This window comes from Litorisediminivivens sp. KMU-197, from assembly GCF_056858395.1.
Window position 1 is genome coordinate 854,786 of record NZ_JBXEQG010000001.1, and the last position, 18,273, is coordinate 873,058.

17 protein-coding genes are annotated in these 18,273 nt (G+C 65.1%); 7 read left to right on the forward strand and 10 right to left on the reverse strand.

The window, feature by feature from the left end; translation table 11 throughout:
• Window positions 1–169 precede the first annotated feature (169 nt).
• Both AC04PT_RS04095 and AC04PT_RS04100 read left to right on the forward strand, forming a co-directional pair.
• Window positions 170–1,378 (forward strand): MFS transporter, encoded by a 1,209-nt coding sequence (locus tag AC04PT_RS04095; protein WP_482872244.1) that lies wholly within the window; start codon window positions 170–172, stop codon window positions 1,376–1,378.
• 108 nt (window positions 1,379–1,486) lie between these two features.
• Window positions 1,487–2,701, forward strand: coding sequence for an NADP-dependent isocitrate dehydrogenase (locus AC04PT_RS04100; protein WP_482872245.1), 1,215 nt, complete (start codon window positions 1,487–1,489; stop codon window positions 2,699–2,701).
• A gap of 375 nt (window positions 2,702–3,076) precedes the next feature.
• On the opposite strand, the gene AC04PT_RS04105 is transcribed toward AC04PT_RS04100, so the two are convergent.
• Both AC04PT_RS04105 and AC04PT_RS04110 read right to left on the reverse strand, forming a co-directional pair.
• Window positions 3,077–3,805 (reverse strand): RlmE family RNA methyltransferase, encoded by a 729-nt coding sequence (locus tag AC04PT_RS04105; protein ID WP_482872246.1) that lies wholly within the window; start codon window positions 3,803–3,805, stop codon window positions 3,077–3,079.
• A gap of 115 nt (window positions 3,806–3,920) precedes the next feature.
• Window positions 3,921–5,033, reverse strand: a complete 1,113-nt coding sequence (locus tag AC04PT_RS04110) for a Ppx/GppA phosphatase family protein (RefSeq protein WP_482872247.1) — start codon at window positions 5,031–5,033, stop codon at window positions 3,921–3,923.
• Window positions 5,034–5,345: 312 nt separating this feature from the next.
• Here AC04PT_RS04110 and AC04PT_RS04115 point away from each other — a divergent pair, with 312 nt between their 5' ends.
• The 5 genes from AC04PT_RS04115 (at window position 5,346) to AC04PT_RS04135 (ending at window position 9,086) form a co-directional block, all read left to right on the forward strand.
• Complete coding sequence (locus tag AC04PT_RS04115) at window positions 5,346–5,642, forward strand: virulence factor (RefSeq protein ID WP_482872248.1); 297 nt, start codon at window positions 5,346–5,348, stop codon at window positions 5,640–5,642.
• Between the two features lie 42 nt (window positions 5,643–5,684).
• Complete coding sequence (locus AC04PT_RS04120; protein WP_482872249.1) at window positions 5,685–6,614, forward strand: methylenetetrahydrofolate reductase; 930 nt, start codon at window positions 5,685–5,687, stop codon at window positions 6,612–6,614.
• A 21-nt stretch (window positions 6,615–6,635) separates the two neighbouring features.
• Entirely contained in the window at window positions 6,636–7,295 is a 660-nt protein-coding gene (locus tag AC04PT_RS04125; protein ID WP_482872250.1) for an HAD family hydrolase, read from the forward strand.
• A complete protein-coding gene (locus AC04PT_RS04130) occupies window positions 7,292–8,353 on the forward strand; it encodes a methyltetrahydrofolate cobalamin methyltransferase (protein ID WP_482872252.1) in 1,062 nt (353 codons plus the stop codon). Before AC04PT_RS04125 ends, AC04PT_RS04130 begins: the two co-directional genes overlap by 4 nt.
• Before the next feature lie 253 nt (window positions 8,354–8,606).
• Window positions 8,607–9,086 carry a DUF4188 domain-containing protein gene (locus AC04PT_RS04135; RefSeq protein WP_482872253.1) on the forward strand — a complete coding sequence of 160 codons (480 nt, stop codon included), beginning with the start codon at window positions 8,607–8,609 and terminating at the stop codon, window positions 9,084–9,086.
• Window positions 9,087–9,247: 161 nt separating this feature from the next.
• Here the strand turns inward: AC04PT_RS04135 and AC04PT_RS04140 are convergent, their stop codons facing one another.
• The 8 genes from AC04PT_RS04140 to AC04PT_RS04175 form a co-directional block, all read right to left on the reverse strand.
• A complete protein-coding gene (locus tag AC04PT_RS04140) occupies window positions 9,248–10,024 on the reverse strand; it encodes an enoyl-CoA hydratase-related protein (RefSeq protein ID WP_482872254.1) in 777 nt (258 codons plus the stop codon).
• A gap of 76 nt (window positions 10,025–10,100) precedes the next feature.
• Entirely contained in the window at window positions 10,101–10,634 is a 534-nt protein-coding gene (locus AC04PT_RS04145) for a holin family protein (protein ID WP_482872255.1), read from the reverse strand.
• A complete protein-coding gene (locus AC04PT_RS04150; protein ID WP_482872256.1) occupies window positions 10,625–11,242 on the reverse strand; it encodes a holin-associated N-acetylmuramidase in 618 nt (205 codons plus the stop codon). Before AC04PT_RS04150 ends, AC04PT_RS04145 begins: the two co-directional genes overlap by 10 nt.
• A gap of 124 nt (window positions 11,243–11,366) precedes the next feature.
• Window positions 11,367–11,810, reverse strand: coding sequence for a cytochrome c maturation protein CcmE (gene ccmE / locus AC04PT_RS04155; RefSeq protein WP_482872258.1), 444 nt, complete (start codon window positions 11,808–11,810; stop codon window positions 11,367–11,369).
• A 10-nt stretch (window positions 11,811–11,820) separates the two neighbouring features.
• A complete protein-coding gene (gene argC, locus AC04PT_RS04160) occupies window positions 11,821–12,849 on the reverse strand; it encodes an N-acetyl-gamma-glutamyl-phosphate reductase (RefSeq protein WP_482872259.1) in 1,029 nt (342 codons plus the stop codon).
• Between the two features lie 89 nt (window positions 12,850–12,938).
• Window positions 12,939–13,751, reverse strand: a complete 813-nt coding sequence (murI, locus tag AC04PT_RS04165; protein WP_482872260.1) for a glutamate racemase — start codon at window positions 13,749–13,751, stop codon at window positions 12,939–12,941.
• 6 nt (window positions 13,752–13,757) lie between these two features.
• Window positions 13,758–14,636 (reverse strand): lysophospholipid acyltransferase family protein, encoded by an 879-nt coding sequence (locus AC04PT_RS04170; protein WP_482872261.1) that lies wholly within the window; start codon window positions 14,634–14,636, stop codon window positions 13,758–13,760.
• Window positions 14,637–14,829: 193 nt separating this feature from the next.
• Complete coding sequence (locus tag AC04PT_RS04175; protein ID WP_482872263.1) at window positions 14,830–18,249, reverse strand: indolepyruvate ferredoxin oxidoreductase family protein; 3,420 nt, start codon at window positions 18,247–18,249, stop codon at window positions 14,830–14,832.
• Window positions 18,250–18,273: the final 24 nt, after the last annotated feature.

Sequence of the window (18,273 nt, forward strand, 5' to 3'; positions counted from 1 at the left end):
ACCCCACACGCCCCCCGCGCCCCGGGCCTGACCCGGGGCCTCCCGGCCAGCGCCGTTCCCGGTCCTAACGGTCGGTGCACTGACGCACAGCCTGCCGCGCGTTGACGGGGATGCCTGCCTGACATAGCCCCGAGACAACCCTGCCCGCCCCGGGCGCCAAAGGATCCCCATGACCGCTCAGCGCATGTCCCAGTTCGAATTCGTGGCGATGATGGCGATCCTCGTCTCCACCGTGGCGCTTGCCGTCGACGCCATGCTGCCCGCGATGGCGCAAATCGCCGCCGACCTGACGCCAAATGCGCCCAACCGCGCCACGCTGATCGTCACCACATTCATCCTCGGCATGGGGCTGGGCACCTTCGTCGCCGGCCCGCTGTCCGACACCTTCGGCCGCAAGCCGGTGATCCTTGCCGGCGCCGCAATCTATATCCTCGGCGCCTTTCTCACCTACCGCGCGCAAACGCTCGACCTCGCCATCGCCGCCCGCATCCTGCAAGGGTTCGGCGCCGCCGCTCCACGCATCGTCACCACCGCCATCATCCGCGACCTCTATCAGGGCCGCGAAATGGCCCGCCTGATGTCTTTCGTGATGATCATCTTCACCCTCGTCCCCGCCTTCGCCCCCACCATCGGCGCGGTGCTGATCGGCTGGGGCGGCTGGCGCGCGGTCTTCCTGATGTTCATCGTCTTCGCCCTGCTGGCCTCGCTCTGGATGAGCCTGCGCCTGGCCGAGCCGCTGCCCCGCGCCGCGCGCCGCCCGCTGACCTGGGCCGCCATCGCCAGCGGCACGCGCGAGGTCTTTTCCCACGCCCCGGTCCGCACCGCCATCGCCGCGCTGGCCTTCACCTTCGGGATGCTTTTCGCCGTGCTGTCCTCGACCCAGCCGATCTTCGAAAGCTACGGCGCGGCCGATACCTTCCATCTCTGGTTCGGCTTCATCGCGCTGGTTGCCGGCACCTCGGGCTTTCTCAATTCGGCGCTGGTCATGCGTCTGGGCATGCGCTTTCTGGTCACCGTCACCCTGCTGGCGCAGGTCGCGATCTCCACCGCCATGCTGGTGCTCATGCACCTGCCGCTGCCGCCCGATGTCAGCTTCGGCCTGATCGTCTTCTGGCACATTACCATCTTCTTCCAGACCGGCATGTGCACCGGCAACCTCAACGCCCTCGCGATGGAGCCGCTGGGCGAAATCGCCGGCCTCGCCGCCAGCGTCATCGGCGCCGTGGCCACCGTCGCCTCGGTCATGCTGGCGGTTCCGGTCAGCCTCGCCTTCGACGGCACCCCCACGCCGCTGATCACCGGCATCCTGATCTTCGCCGTGGCCGCCGCCGCGCTCATGCTTCACCTGCGCCGGGTCGAGGCCCGCCTGCCCGCCTGACCCGCATCCGACCCTAAATTGCATACAATTGCATACATTGCTTCCCAAAGCGGCGGCACTAGGCTACGGGACACAGCAGATCACGATTCCCGCGAGCAGGAGCGCAGCATGACCCGGATCAAGGTAGACAACCCCATCGTCGAGTTGGACGGTGACGAGATGACCCGCATCATGTGGGACTTCATCAAGAAGAAGCTGATCGAACCCTACCTCGACATCGACCTGCTCTACTACGATCTCGGGATCGAGGAGCGCGACCGCACCGACGATCAGGTCACATTTGACGCGGCCAACAAGATCAAGGAGGTCGGCGTCGGCGTCAAATGCGCCACCATCACCCCCGACGAGGCCCGCGTCGAGGAATTCGGCCTCAAGCGCATGTACCCCTCGCCCAACGGCACCATCCGCAACATCCTCGGCGGCGTGGTGTTCCGCGCGCCGATCATCTGCCGCAACGTGCCGCGCCTCGTGCCCGGCTGGACCCAGCCCATCGTGGTGGGCCGCCACGCCTTCGGCGATCAGTACAAGGCCACCGATTTCCACTTCCCCGGCGCCGGCAAGCTGACCATGAAGTTCGTGGGCGAAGACGGTCAAGTGATCGAGAAAGAGGTCTACGACGCCCCCGAAGCCGGCGTCGCCATGGGGATGTACAATCTCGACGCCTCGATCCGCGACTTCGCCCGCGCCTCGCTGAACTACGGTCTCAATCTCGGCTGGCCGGTCTACCTGTCGACCAAGAACACCATCCTCAAGGTCTACGACGGCCGCTTCAAGGACATCTTCCAAGAGGTCTTCGATGCCGAGTTCGCCGACAAGTTCAAGGCCAAGGACATCTGGTACGAACACCGCCTGATCGACGACATGGTGGCCTCGGCGCTGAAATGGTCCGGCGGCTTCGTCTGGGCCTGCAAGAACTACGACGGCGATGTGCAGTCAGACACCGTGGCGCAGGGCTTCGGCTCGCTTGGGCTGATGACCTCGATCCTGATGACGCCTGACGGCCAGACGGTCGAGGCCGAGGCCGCCCACGGCACCGTCACCCGCCACTACCGCCAGCATCAGGCCGGCGAACAGACCTCCACCAACTCGATCGCCTCGATCTACGCCTGGACCGGCGCGCTCAAGCACCGCGCCAAGCTCGACGAGAACGTGGCGCTGCGCGCCTTCGCCGAAACGCTCGAACGGGTGATCGTCGACACGGTGGAATCCGGCCACATGACCAAGGACCTCGCGCTGCTGGTCGGCCCCGAGCAGAAATGGCTCACCACCATGGGTTTCCTCGAAAAGATCGACGAAAACCTGAACAAGGCGCTGGCCGGGTAGGACAGGAAAGAATCACGCCGCCCCATTTCCGCCACATCCCGGGGCGGCGTCGTTTCCACCCTCACACCAATCCCCGCAGGCTGCGCCCAAAGGTTCCCAGCGCGCAAAGATCGCTGCCCAAATTGCTGGAATATCGCCACAATTCGCCATGAACCTTGTCAAAACCGAGGCCAAATTCTACCCATGATCCAAGGTTCAAACAGAAAGTGGTTCCATGGTCATCCTGCTCGGTCTCGCGGCCTTCGCCGCACTCGACTGTCTGATCTTCTCCTGCTTCGTCTCCGAAGAAGACTGACACCCTCTCACACGAGTTCTCCGTAAAAAGGCCGGCCCCCTCTCACAAGCGGGCCGGCCTTTTTCCGTCCGGCGCTCCGGTCACTCCGCGTCGCGCCCCCGGAACCCGGTCGCCACCACGAACTTTTCCGAACTGTCCGACCGCGACGCCGGCGGTTTGACGTTCGCCACCTTGGTGAATTTCTGCTTCAGCAGTTTCTGCAGGTCCCCCTCGGCCCCGCCCGCCAGCACCTTGGCCACGAAGGTGCCGCCCTCGTCGAGCACGTCAAAGGCGAAATGCGCCGCCGTCTCGCAGAGGTTCATGATCCGCAGGTGATCGGTCTGCTTGTGCCCCGACGAGGCCGCCGCCATGTCCGACATCACCACATCCGCCTTGCCGCCCAGCCACTGCTTGACCTGCTCGTCCGCGCCGTCGTCCAGAAAATCCAGCACGTGGATCTCAGCCCCGGCAATCGGCTCCACCTCCTGCAGGTCGATCCCCAGCACCGTCCCCACCGCCTTGCCCGACTTCTCGCCCAGGGCGTTGACCCGCTTCACCGCCACCTGGCACCAGCCGCCCGGCGCGCAGCCCAGGTCCACCACCCGCGCGCCCGGCACCAGGAAGCGGTACTTCTCGTCCAGCTCGAGGATCTTGAAGGCCGCCCGCCCCCGGTACCCCTCGGCCTGCGCCCGTTTCACGTAAGGATCGTTCAGCTGCCGCTGCAACCAGCGCGTGGAACTCAGCTTGCGCCCCCGCGCCGATTTCACCTTGACCTTCAGGTCCCGCTGCCCGCGTCCCGAGGTGTTCTTGCCCGAAGGTGTCTTTGCCATTCCACAGCCCTTCTTCTGGCCACAAGTATCCCGGGGGTCCGGGGGCAGAGCCCCCGGTTCGCCCGAAGGGCTCATAAAGCGCGCGCAGCGCACAATGTAAATCCACCCCGTGGGGTCAGAACGGCCCGTCCTCCAGCACCCCGTCCGCCGACATCTGCGCGTAAAGCAACCCCTCGCGCAGCCCCCGATCCGCCACCGACAGCCGGTCCGTCGGCCAAGACCGCAAAAGCGCCTGCAGGATCGCCGCGCCGGACATGATCAGCGCCTGCCGGTCCTGCCCGATCCGCGGATCGCGCCGCCGTCCCTCGGGCCCCAGCTCAAGATACTGGTTGATCACCGTATCGATCTGGTCAGAGGTCATCCTGAGACCGTCCACCTTGTTGCGATCATACCGCTTCAGCCCCAAATGAGACGCCGCCACCGTCGTCACGGTCCCGCTGGTCCCCACGATCTGAAACCCCTCCCGCGCCTGCACATCCTTGTAAGGCGCGAAATCAGCGAGGTTCTCCTCGAAGAACCACGACATCAGCGCATAGCGCGCGCCGTCGTCCTCGACATCGTTGAACTGGTCGCGCAGCGTCGCCACGCCCAGCGGCACGCTGATCCAGTCCACCACGCGGGCCACCGGAAACGGGCTGTCGGCGTTCTGAAACCCGGTGTGCAGTCGCATGATCGCCCGCGGCCGGTCATGGTTGGGCACCGACGACAGGTCGATCCACACCAGTTCGGTGGACCCGCCGCCGATGTCGACCACCAGCAACTGCTCGGTCTTGGTCGACACCAGAGGCGCGCAGGAGATCACCGCCAGCCGGGCTTCCTCTTCCGGCTCGATGATGTCCAGCTTGAGCCCGGTCTCGCGGTGCACGAATTTCACCAGATCGCGGGCGTTCTTCGCGCGCCGGCAGGCCTCGGTCGCCACCAGCCGCATCCGCGTGACCCCGTGGCGCTTCAGCTTCTGGCCGCAGATCCGCATCGCCTGCACCGTGCGCCCCATCGAGGCACGCGACAGCCGGCCCGAGCGTTCCAGCCCCGATCCCAACTGCACCGATTTCGAGAAACTGTCCACGACATGAAACTGACTGCCCTTGGGTTGGGCAATCAGCATACGGCAACTGTTGGTGCCCAGGTCCAGCGCGGCATAAAGCGCGTCGGGACTGGGCGGTTTGGGCGCGGGGCTCTCAACCGGTTTCGGGAATGCGCCCGCACCTTTGGGACGCCTGGGCGCCATGATCACGCCCTCCGATATCTTGTTACCGGTCAGGATAGGGATGCGCCTGCCTCCGCGCAAGTCACCCTTTCGCGCATTTGTCAATTCATCCGCCGGCATGCGCATGACCCTGCGTCACCCTGCCGCCATGAGGACAGCTCATCATCTGCATGAGAATTATGAGCCGCATTGCGGGTTTCGCCGCGTGGCGCAAGCGCCTATCCATGCCGCATCCATCGCGCAGGTCGCACGACACACGCATGTTGTCGATATTGGAACGTGTCCGAAAGATCCCCTCGTCTAATCAGGGGGCAACCGGAGAAAGGGATTCGCATGGTTGACGTGACAGTGGTCTATTGGCGGGACATCCCGGCACAGGTCATCGTCGGCAAGGGCCGCCGGGCTGCCAAGGTGCAGCTCCCCGAGCGGTTCGAGCAGGCCATCGACCGCGCCGCCATGAAGGTTGGCGCGGACGGCACCGATGACTACCTTGCAGAGTGGCGCAAGGCCGATCCCTACCCGGTCGACGGCGAGGCGTCCGACGTGGCCACGGCGGAAGCCGCCCGGCTCGACGCGGAATACGATCGGGACCGGATCAAGGCCCTGATCGCCAACGATGGATGGGCCTGAGGCCCGCGCGTGCAAAACCCGCGCAAATTATGGGAGGCCGCAATGGCTCTGTTGAACTTCAAGCGTCGTGACACCGCTCCGGTCCACACGTCCTCGCCCGAAGTGGAAGCCTTCCTCAAGGGCTACTCCATCGAGGTGATGCCGCGCACCGCCGAAAAGGTCGAAAACTTCCGCGACCTGCTGGCCCCCGACACCCGCGTCTACATCGCCCATATCGACGGCACGCCGATCGACGACATGGTCGCCACCGCCCGCCGCCTCGCCGACGACGGCTTCCCGGTGATGCCGCACTTCCCCGCGCGCATCATCAAGGACAAGGCCACGCTGGAAAACTGGATCGCCATGTACCAGGGCGAAGCCGGCGTCGATCAGGCGCTGCTGCTGGCCGGTGGCGTCGCGGAACCGCAGGGCGACTTCGACAGCTCGATCGCGCTGATGGAAACCGGTCTCTTCGACAAGGCGGGCTTCAAGCGTCTGCACGTCGCCGGCCACCCCGAAGGCAACCGCGACATCGACCCCGACGGCAGCACGCTGAACGTTGATACCGCGCTGCGCTGGAAACAGAAGTTCTCGGAAACCACCGACGCCGAAATGGCGCTGGCGACCCAGTTCGCCTTCGACGCCAAGCCGATCATCGCCTGGGCCGACGCGCTGAAAGAGGCCGGCATCACCCTGCCCATCCACATCGGCATCGCCGGTCCCGCCAAACTGCAAACCCTGATAAAGTTCGCCATCGCCTGCGGCGTCGGCCCCTCGCTCAAGGTCCTGCAGAAACGCGCCATGGACGTGACCAAGCTGCTCCTGCCCTACGAGCCCACCGACGTGGTGACCGAACTGGCGCTGCACAAGGCGAAGAACCCCGATTTCAACATCGAGCACGTGCACTTCTTCCCGCTCGGCGGCATCAAGGCCAATGCGACATGGGCCATCGACAACGGCGGCGAAGCCACCCGCCCGGTCAACGCGCACTAATCCGACCTGCAAGGACACGTCATGCCCGCGCTGCTTTTCGATCTCGACGGCACCATGCTCAACTCGGACCCGATCCACATGGGCGTGTTCGAAGAGCTCTGGACCGCGCGCGGGCTGGAGTTCTCTGAAGCCTTCTACATGGATCATGTCCATGGCCGGCTGAACGTCGATGTCTTCGCCGAGTTCCTGCCGGACGAGGCCGATCCGCAGGCGCTTTCGGAATGGAAGGAAGCGCAGTTCCGCGACCGCCTGCCCCGTCCCTACCCGGCGATGCCCGGCGTGGACACACTGATCGCGAAAGCCGTCGCCGAGGACTGGCCCCGCGCCATCGTCACCAATGCCATGCGTCCAAATGCCGAGGCCATGCTGGGCGCCGTGGGCCTGCGCGAGCATTTCGACGTCATCGTCATCGGCGAGGAATGCCCCCGCGGCAAACCCGATCCGTACCCGTACCAAGAGGCGATGCGCCAACTCGGCGTCACGCCCAACGAGGCCATCGCCTTTGAGGACAGCCCTTCGGGCACCCGCGCCGCCCGCTCATCCGGCGCCTATACCGTGGGCATCCGCTCGGGCCTCGATGACCACACGCTGCGCCAGGCCGGCGCCCACATCACGATGCAAGATTTCAATGACCCAGCGCTGCCAGCCATACTGGAGCGCTTCACAGGAGTAGCCGCATGACCCGGACCATCGTCGAGTCGAAGACCAAAACCGCCGTGATCGGCTTTGACGAACCGTTCTGCGTCATCGGCGAACGGATCAACCCCACCGGCCGCAAGAAGCTGGCCGCGGAACTGGAAGCCGGCGATTTCTCGACCGTCGAAAAGGACGCCATCGCGCAGGTCGCCGCCGGTGCCAACGTGCTGGATGTCAACGCCGGCGTGGTCTACAACTCCAACCCCAACCCGAACGAGACCGAGCCGCCGCTGATGCGCAAGATGCTGCAACTGGTGCAGGGTCTTGTCGACGTGCCGCTCTGCATCGACTCGTCGGTCCCCGGCGCGCTCGAGGCCGGGCTGGAAACCGTCGAGGGCCGCCCGCTGCTGAACTCCGTCACCGGCGAGGAAGAGCGCCTCGAGGTGATCCTGCCACTGGTCAAGAAATACAACGTGCCCGTGGTGGCGATCTCCAACGACGACACCGGCATCAGCGAAGATCCCGACGTGCGCTTCGCCGTCGCCAAGAAGATCGTCGAGCGCGCCGCCGATTTCGGCATTCCCGCGCATGACATCGTGGTCGACCCGCTGGTCATGCCGATCGGCGCCATGGCGACCGCCGGCAAGCAGGTCTTCACCCTTGTCCGCCGGCTGCGCGACGAACTGGGCGTGAACACCACCTGCGGCGCCTCCAACATCTCGTTCGGCCTGCCCAACCGCCACGGTATCAACAACGCCTTCCTGCCGATGGCCATGGGCGCAGGCATGACCTCCGCCATCATGAACCCCATCGCCCTGCCGGTGCCCGCCTCCAAGATTGCCGAGAAAAAGGCCGAGGTCGCCGCCTCGGGCCTCATTCTGCCCGACGACATGGACGACGAGACCTTCTGCCAGCTCTTCGGCCTCGGCTCCACCGAAGCACGCCCCGGCTCGGAAATGGAGGCCATCCGCGCCGCCAACTTCCTCACCGACAACGACCCCCACGGCACCGCCTGGATCGCCTCGAACAAGGTCGCCCCAAAAGCCGGCCACGAAGGCCGCGGCCGCGCCGGACGCACCGGCGGACGGCGACGGAGGGCATAGCTCTCCTTTGTTCCGTTCTCCGATTTCTGCGAGGGGTTGTCCGCACAGGTCGGCCCCCTGCTGGTTTCGGGTGCGCACCGAGTGGCTCGTGTCGGCAATGGCCTTTCCGAGCCCTTCGCGGCATGGAATGGCGTGTTGAAACCCAGCGAGGCAGCAGCCTTGCACGGCCCCCTTTTGCTTCTTTTTTGTATCGAACTCTGCTGTATTGCGGTAGGATTTTACCGCGAGGGAAATTGATTGCGGGGGACAATGCATGGTTGCCATCAATGGCGAAAGACTAGCTGCCCACATTGAGGGCGATTTCGTCGTATTCCTGATCGGTGCGCGATTGAATAAATGGTGGCAGGTTCGAGACATGATCTGGTTCTCGAGAACAATGCCGAAGATGCTCAAGGAGCTTTCAGCGCTGCCACGCGACGAAACCGGATTTCTTGGCTTTCAAACCCTGAGCATGTTGGTGAATGTCCAGTACTGGCGCAGTTTCTCTCATCTGGAAGCATACGCACGTTCCAAGGATCACGAGCACTTCCCTGAATGGATCGAATTTAACCGGCGTTACAAGACCCGGCGGGGCGATGTCGGGATTTGGCATGAAACATACTTGGTGCGGGACGGCGCTTACGAGGCGGTCTATTCTGGCATGCCAGCTTACGGCCTCGGGAAAGCCGGGGAACTTGTGCCCGCAACAGGAAGTCGCGAAGGGGCCAGGCAACGCCTCGGGGCCGGCGCGTGAATGGATACGGATGCTCCGAGTGTGTATTTGAGCGTCGGCTTGGTCCGCATGGCTGCCACATGACGCGATCTGCGGCTTAGGCGGGCAATCATTCCCCTGCTGTCATCCGAAGGTAAGCGCTCGTAGGGTGGGCACTTCAGCCCACCTTTCACTCGCCACGTCTAGCGCCCCTCGTACTGCGCCGGACGCTTCTCCATGAAGGCCAGCACACCCTCCTTGAAATCCCGCGTCTGTCCGCACTTGCCCTGCAGCCGCGCCTCCAGCAGCAGCTGTTCCTCAAGATCGTTGTCGAACGACGCCCGCATCGCCGCCTTCACGTGCCGGTAGGTCTCGGTCGGGCCCTTCGCCAGATGCGCCGCCCGCGCCTTCCAGTGGCCGTCAAAGGCGTCGTCCTCGACCGCCTCCCAGATCATCCCCCAGTCGTCCGCCTGCCGGGCGCTGATCTTGTCGGCAAAAAGCGCCGCGCCCATCGCCTTGGCCGCCCCCATCTGCCGCGGCAGCCAATAGGTCCCGCCGGCGTCGGGGATCAGCCCGATCCGGGTGAACGCCTGCAGAAAGAACGCCCGCTCGGTCGCGATCACCACGTCCGCCGCCAGCGCCAGGTTCGCGCCCGCGCCGGCGGCCGCGCCGTTCACCGCCGAGATCGTCGGCACCGGGCACTCGTAGATCGCCCGCAGCATCGGCACGTATTCGTCGCGCAGCACCCGCTCGAGGTCCATCGTCGCCATCGACCGCGCGTCGCCCAGATCCTGCCCCGAGCAGAAGCAATCGCCCGCCCCGGTCATCACCACAACCCGTGCCTTTTCGCCGCCCGCGCGCACTGCGTGGGTGATCTCGGCGCGCATCTGCGTGTTCAGCGCGTTCATCACGTCCGGACGGTTCAGCGTCAGGACAGCAATGTCATCCGCGATCTCAAAGGTAATGGCCTCGTACTGCATGTCCTGCTCTCCGGCTGTCTCGTGTTGCCGCGGAGACTGGCCCAAGCCCGACGCCGAGACCAGTGCAAACGCGGCGTCACGCCGCCGCCCGCCGCCAATCCTCCAACGCCGGATTGGCATCGCGCGCGGGCGCCGCGTCCGGGTGCGCCAGCGCATCCAGCGTGCGCAGGTTGTCCACCACCTGCGGCACCCGCGCCACCTGCCCCGCGATCTCGCGCTGGAACTCCTGCCCCTTGGCCTGGTGGCGCGCTCCGAAATAGAAGCTGACGATCGCGCCCAGCAGCCACCAGAGCGGTTCCGGCACCAGCGCAATGCCCTGCATCCGCGCCGCGAACCAGACCGGATCGACCATCGCCGCCACGAACAACCCCAGCGTTCCCAAGGCCATCGCCGGCCGCGGCAGCCGGTTGACCGCATCCATCAGCCGGTCGAACCAGCCGCGCCGCGCGACCCGGAATTCCCGCGCGAACTGCTCCAGCGTGGCGCCGCGCAGCACGGCCTCGCGCCCCGCACCCTTCTCGGCATTCTCGCGGAACACCTCGACCGTCTCGGTCAGCGCATTGCGGCCGCCGCCGAAGACCGTGCCCAGCAATGTCTCGATCAGCCCCATGCCGCCACCCGCCTGCCGAACTCCGCCTCCGTCATGTGATAGCGCGGCGAGATGAACTCCTCCGCCCGCCTGATCCAGCCGCCCTTGCCGCCGGCCCGCGTGCGCGCGTATTTCCGCGACGCGGCGCGCCTGTCCGCCAGCCGGAAATAATAGTTCCGCCGGGCGATCCCGTAGGCATCGGCGAAATGCTTCGGCCCCGCCACATCCGCCTGCGCCGCCGCGGTGGCGGTCTGCGGCCCGATCACCCCGTCGACAGTCACCGCATGTCCCATGTCCCGCAGCAGCCGTTGCAGGATCTTCACCGCGTGGCTGCCGGCGTTGACATACATGTCGAAGACGCTCGGCTGGATCGACGTTGGAAGCCGCGCGATCCCCGGTTTCACGAAGTAGTGCCGGATGAAGATATCCACCGCCTGATCCCGGCTGAGCCGCCTGACGTCCTCGACATCGACATCCCCGTCGCCATCGAGGTCCAGCCCCAGCCGGCGCATGGTATGGATGGTCACGCCAAAATTCGTCGCGCCCCCCGGATCGTCCGGATCGTTCACAAACCCACCCTCGCGGGCAATGATCTCACCGGCAATCTGCCTGACAGAAAGTTGCTGCATCTTGGCCTCGCTCGCCTGTTGTTGCAGGCAAAGCGTCGTCCAAGGGCAGTTAACGCCGGCTCATCCGACCGTACGGTCCGCGCCACATCGTAGGATGGGTGCTCAGCACCCATCCTACCGCAGGTTATCCTTCCGGTTCCTGATAGACGCCCTGTTCCTTCAGCGCGTCCACCACTTCGCGCGGCATGTAGGTCTCATCATGTTTGGCAAGGATTTCCGAGGCTTCGAAGACACCGTTCACGTAGGTCCCGGTGCCCACCATGCCCTGGTTTTCTGCAAAAAGGTCCGGCAGCATTCCCTTGTAGGACACCGGCACCACCGCATTGCCGTCGGTCACGCGGAACTGCACCCGATTGTCCTCGCCCTGCGCCAGCGAGCCTTCCTCGACCAGCCCGCCGATCCGGAACACCTCGGTTTCGCGCGGCGGGTCTTCCACCACCTGCGTCGGCGAACGGAAGAAGTTGATTCCGTCCCGCATCGCATAGCCGATCAGCCCCGTGGCCAGCACCAGCGCCACCGCGGCAATCGCGACGATCTGGATTCGCCGCTGCTTCTTAAGGTTCTTCATCAGCTTCCCCTCACGGGAACAGAGGTGCCAGCATCAGCCCCTCGGTTTCCTCGATCCCCAGCATAAGATTGGCATTCTGAAGCGCTTGTCCAGAGGATCCCTTACACAAGTTGTCGAGCACGACGACGACGATCGCCCGGCCGTCGATGCGGTCGCCGGTCACGCCCACATGCACGAAGTTCGACCCCCGCACATGGTGCGTGCTGGGCGTCTGCCCAAATGGCAGCACCTCGACAAAGGGCTCGTCCGCGTAGGCGCTGACAAAAGTCTCGTGCACCTGCCCGGCGTCGCCGCTCACGTAGGTCGTCGCCAGAATGCCCCGGTTCACCGGCAACAGGTGCGGCGTGAACTGCACCTTCACCTCCCGCCCCGCCAGTTTCGAGAATTCCTGGTCGAACTCGCCCAGATGCCGGTGCGTGCCGCCCACGGCATAGGCATTGTAACCCTCTGACAACTCTGCATGAAGCAGGTTCTCCTTCAGGCTCCGCCCGGCCCCGGAGACGGCACATTTCATGTCCAGAATGATGTCGTCCAACCCGATCACGCCCGCGGCAATCAATGGCCGCAGGGCGAATTGCCCGGTCGCCGCGTTGCACCCGGTCCCGGCCACCAGCCGCGCGTTCCGGATCTCGTCGCGATAGAACTCGGTCAGTCCATAGACCGCCTCGCCCTGCATCTCCACCGCGCCATGCGCGTTGCCGTACCACGTCTCGTAGGCCGCCGGATCGCGCAGCCGGAAATCGGCGCTCAGATCGACGATCTTCAGGTCCCTTGGCAGATCGCGGATCACCTCCTGGCTGGTCTTGTGCGGCAGGGCGCAGAAGCACAGGTCGATCTCCGCAAAATCGATCTGGTCAAGCGTCACCAGATCCGGCAGCGCCAGATGCCGCAGATGCGGAAACACATCCGCCATCTTCATCCCGGCCTTGCGGTCGGCTCCCAGCGCGGCGATCTCCATGTCCGGGTGGGTGGCGATCAGCCGGATCAACTCGGCCCCGGTATAGCCCGACGCGCCAATGATTGCGATTTTCTTGCTCATGCGTTCTCTCCCGACATGGGGGTATTCGTGGAATTGGGGGCTTTTGTACAAAACCGGGGGTGGTTTTGTACAAATTGTACAAAACTCGCTCAGGCTCTGTCGAAGTCGATCTGTCGTCGCAGGAACCGCGTCGCGCCTGCGCTCACCCGCTTCGGATCCCCGGTCGTCAGAAACCGAGTCTCGCCTGCCTCGCCCCGCATCTCCGGACGCCGTTCAAGGTAATCCGCAAGGCTCTCCGCCACGATCTCGGCCTGGCTGAACACCTTCACCTGCGGCCCCAGCGCCTCCTGGAACACGTCGACCATCAGCGGATAATGCGTGCAGCCCAGCACCGCCGCCTCCGGCTCCGGCATCTTGCGTTTCAACGCATCCACATGGCTGCGCACCAGCGCCTCGGCGAGGATCAGGTCGCCCTCCTCGATGGCGTCCACCACCCCGCCGCAGGCCTGGGTCTCGACGTCTACCCCTATGGCGCGAAACGCCAATTCCCGCTGGAAGGCCCGGCTCGACACGGTCGCCGGCGTGGCAAAAAGCGCCACATGCTTCACCGCCACTTCGCGCGGCGGCGACTGGTCGCCCCATTGCCGCTCGGTCAGCGCCTCGATCATCGGCACGAAGACGCCCAGCACCCGCTTGCCCTGCGGAACCCCGGCCTCCTGCATCTTGCGCAGCGAATTCGCGCTCGCCGTGTTGCACGCCAGGATCACCAGGTCGCAGCCCTCGGACCAGAGCCGTTCCACCCCGGCCCGCGTCAGCGCCAGAATGTCATCCGCCTTGCGCACCCCGTAAGGCGCATTCGCGGAATCGGCGTAATAGACGAAGGGCACCTCCGGCAGCCGTTTCGCCACCACGTCCCAGACCGTCAGCCCGCCAAGGCCACTATCGAAAATTCCAACTGCCATAAGCACTTACGACTTGCGCCGCTCCTCGAATTCGAACCCGTAGTCATAGGATTCATAAGGTGTCGGAGACAGCTCATACGTGGCTTTGCGAAGGAAATCCATCATTGCCCGCCCGTCCCTGGCCCGCGCCTGCAATTCCCCCGGGTCGATCGGCGCGCCGATCGCCACCCGCACCGGCGTGTTCACCCGCCGCCGGAACTCCTGGATCAGCAGCCCCATGCGCAACGTCACGTGCAGATGGCTCGCCAACTGGAACAGGCGCGAGGTATGGCCGTCGAAGTAGATCGGGACGACGGCGGCGCCGGACTTGGCGATCATCCGCGCCGTGAAGGTGCGCCAACCCGGATCCATGGGCCTTTTGAACGGCTTGGCCGCCGTGCTTACAGTGCCGCCGGGAAAGATGCCGATGGCGCCGCCGCCCGACAGGTAGTCCAGCGCCCGCTTCCGCGTCTCGATGTTAAGCCGCACCGCCTCCTTCGTCTCGCCGAAATCCACCGGAAGGATCACCCGGTCCAGTTCCTCGGCCTTGCGGAATACCGCGTTCGCGAGGATCCGGAAATCGCCCCGCATGACCGACAGGATGTGCCCCATCATCAGCCCGTCGAGGATGCCGTAGGGATGGTTTGCCACCACGATCAGCGGCCCGTCCCGTGGGATGCTGTCCAGCGTGCCCGAAGTCACCTCCAGCCCCAGCCCGTAGCGTTCGACCATGACCTGCCAGAAATCCTGCCCCCCGGCCACGGCCAGATCATAGCCCTCCGCCCGCCGGATCAGGTCCAGCCGCCCGGTGGCGTTCTCCATCAACCGGATCAGGGCCCGACCGCCGCGCGTCCCGGCGGACCAGGCATATGAGATATCGCGGGCGACCTGCCTCCGGGCCGACATGGCTGCGCACCTTCCTTGCCGTTCGACAGGCACTTAGACCGCATCCAACCCGCCCGTCACGCAAAAAGCGGCGCCACGTTCCCGCGGCGCCGCCCAATGCTTCTTCGGTTTACAGATATCCCGGGGGGTCCGGGGGGCTGGCCCCCCGGGCTGTCGGCACGCGCAGGCGTGGCGAAATCCCTTCCAGATCAGTCTATTCCGCGGCCTTCTTCATCTCGGGTCCACCGGCGCGGATCACCGCCAACAACTCCTCGCGCCGTTTCGCCGCCTTGGCCTCGTTCGCGGCCTTCACCGGACCGAAGCCGCGGATCTCCAGCGGCAGACGCGCCAGTGCGATCACCGCGTCGCGGGTGTCGGCGTTCAGTTTGGGCATTACCTCGTTGAGGTCGGCTTCGTATTGCGCGATCAGTGCCCGCTCCATCCGCCGGTCCTTCTGGTAGCCGAAGACGTCCAGCGGCGTGCCGCGCAACGCCTTCAGCTTCGCCAGCACCTTCAGCGGCCCCAGCATCCATTCGCCGAACTGCCGTTTCTGCGGCCGCCCGTCCGAGCCTTCGCGGCTCAGCACCGGCGGCGCCATGTGGAAGGTCATCTTGAAGTCGCCGTCGAACGTGCCCTTCGCCTTCTCCCGACTGTCGAGCAGAAGCCGCGCGACTTCGTATTCATCCTTGTAGCTGAGCAGCTTGTGATAGCCGAGCGCCACCGCTTCGCGCAGGTCCTTGTCCTCGATCGCATCGACACGCGCGCGGTATTTCCGCGCTAGCCGCTTGCCCTGATAGGCGGTCAGGTGATCCGCGCGGAACGCGATCCGCTCGTCCAGCGACTTCGGCAGTTGCACCACCGTCGGCTTGGCCATCTCGTCGGCCTCGGCCGGATGCAGCGCCGCCCAGCGGCCGATCTCGAAGGCGCGGCTGTTGCGTTCGACCGCCTGTCCGTTCAACTCGATCGCCTTCAGGATGGCGTCATGGCTCAGCGGCACGAGACCCTTCTGCCAGGCCGCGCCGAACAGAATCATGTTCGAATAAATCGAATCGCCCATCACGGCCCGCGCCAATTCGCTGGCGTCGAACATCGTCAGCCGATCCTTCAGCCGCGCTTGAAGAGCAAGCTGTAACCTGTCGGACGGAATGGAAAATTCCGTGTTCCGCGTGAAGTCGCCGGTGATGATCTCATGGCTGTTGACCACGCCCCCGGTGCGCCCTTCGCGCATCAGCCCGATGGTCTTGGCCCCGGCCGAAACCACCAGATCGCCGCCGATCAGCGCATCCATCTCGCCGGTCGCCACGCGGATGGCGCTGATGTCGCCCGGTTTCTCGGCCAGCCGGCAGTGGATCGCCACCGCGCCACCCTTTTGCGCCAGCCCGGCCATTTCCATCATGCCTGCGCCCTTGCCGTCGATCTGCGCCGCCTGCGCCATGACCGCGCCGATGGTCACCACCCCGGTGCCGCCGACGCCGGTGATGACGACGTTGTGGGTGCCATTGATCGCCGGAAGCTTGGGCTGCGGCAGGTGCGGCAGGTCCAATTCCTGCGTCGCGCCCTTGCGGACCTTCGCGCCCTCCAGGGTGAGGAACGACGGGCAAAATCCTTTCAGGCAAGTGAAATCCTTGTTGCAGGCCGACTGGTCGATGGCCCGTTTGCGGCCCAGCTCCGTCTCTTCCGGCACCACGGCCACACAGTTGGATTGCACCCCGCAATCGCCGCAGCCCTCGCAGACATCGGTGTTGATGAACACCCGCTTGTCGGGGTCGGGAAACTTGCCACGCTTGCGCCGGCGCCGCTTTTCGGCAGCGCAGGTCTGGATATAGACGATGGCCGAAACGCCCTCGATCTCGCGGCATTGCTTCTGCACGTTCTCCATCTCGGCACGCTCAAGGGTTTCAATGCCTTGCGGGAACTTCTTCAGGTCAACGTCTTCCTTTTCGTCGTAGACCACGAAGACGTTCTTTACGCCCATCGCCTGCAATTCACTGACGATGCGGTAGGGCGACAGATCGCCCTCGTTCGGCTGGCCGCCGGTCATCGCTACGGCGTCGTTGTAGAGAATCTTGTAGGTGATGTTGGTGCCCGCCGCCAAAGCCGCGCGGATCGCCAGCGATCCCGAGTGGTTGTAGGTGCCGTCGCCGAGGTTCTGGAACACGTGGCCGGTGTTGGAGAACGGCGCCTCGCCGATCCAGTTCGCGCCCTCGGCCCCCATGTGGGTGAATCCGGTCGTCTCACGGTCCATCCATTGCACCATGTAGTGACAGCCGATACCGGCGTAGGCGCGGCTGCCTGCGGGCACCTTGGTCGAGGTGTTGTGCGGGCAACCGGCGCAGTAATAAGGCAGCCGCGACGCGATTTCGGGCGCGTTGTCCCCGGCGCGCGCCTCGTTCAGCGATGCCAGCCCGGCACGGATGCCATCGGTACCGCGGCCCTCTTCGATCAGGATCTCGCCCAGCTTCTCGGCGATCCAGATCGGGTCCAGCGCGCCGCGTGTCGGGAACAGTTCCTCGCGATGCATCCCGCCGGCGCCGCCCTTGTACCAGCCATAGACACGGCGGCCCTGGCGGTCGTCGAAGATCGCCTCCTTGACCTGCACCTCGATCAGCTTGCGCTTTTCCTCGACGATAACGATCAGGTCCAGACCCTCGGCCCAGTCGTGGAAGCCCTTCATGTCCAGCGGGAAGGTCTGGCCGACCTTGTAGGTGGTGATGCCCAGCCGCTCGGCCTCGTCCGCATGGATATTGAGCAGGCTCATCGCATGCGTCAGGTCCAGCCAGTTCTTGCCTGCCGCGACGAACCCGATCTTGGCCCCCGGCTTGCCCCAGACCCGCTTGTCCATCTTGTTGGCGTGGGAAAACGCCTCGGCGGCGAAGCGCTTGTAGTCGATCATCCGCGCTTCCTGCGCGTGCGGCGTGTCGCCCAGCCGGATGTTCAGACCGCCCTCGGGCATGTCGAACGGCGGCAGCACGAAGGATTTGCGGAACGGATCGCCATCGACCACGGCGGTGGTCTCGATGGTGTCCTTCATCGTCTTGAGGCCGACCCAGAGGCCGGAAAACCGAGACAGGGCAAAGCCATAGAGCCCGTAGTCGAGGATCTCCTGCACCCCCGCCGGGCTGACGGTCGGCATATATGCATCGACCAGCGCCCATTCCGACTGGTGCAGCACGGTCGAGCTTTCGCCGGTGTGGTCGTCGCCCATCGCCATCAGCACGCCGCCAAGCGCCGAGGTGCCTGCCATGTTGGCATGGCGCATCACGTCGCCCGACCGGTCCACCCCCGGCCCCTTGCCGTACCACAGGCCGAAGACGCCGTCGTACTTGCCCTCGCCGCGCAGCTCCGCCTGTTGCGAACCCCAGAGCGCGGTGGCCGCCAGATCCTCGTTCAGGCCCGGGTTGAAGGTGATGTCCGATCCCGCCAGCCACTTGCCGGCCTTCATCATCTGCAGATCGACCGCGCCCAGCGGCGAGCCGCGATAGCCGGTCACGTACCCGGCCGTGTTGTGCCCGGCATTGGTGTCGCGCGCCTTCTGCGCCATCATCAGCCGCACCAGCGCCTGAGTGCCGTTCAACAGCACCGGCGATTTCGTCAGATCGAACCGGTCATTCAGTGAGATGTTCTGCTCGCTCATCGACCCCTCCCAAGGTGGCTGGCT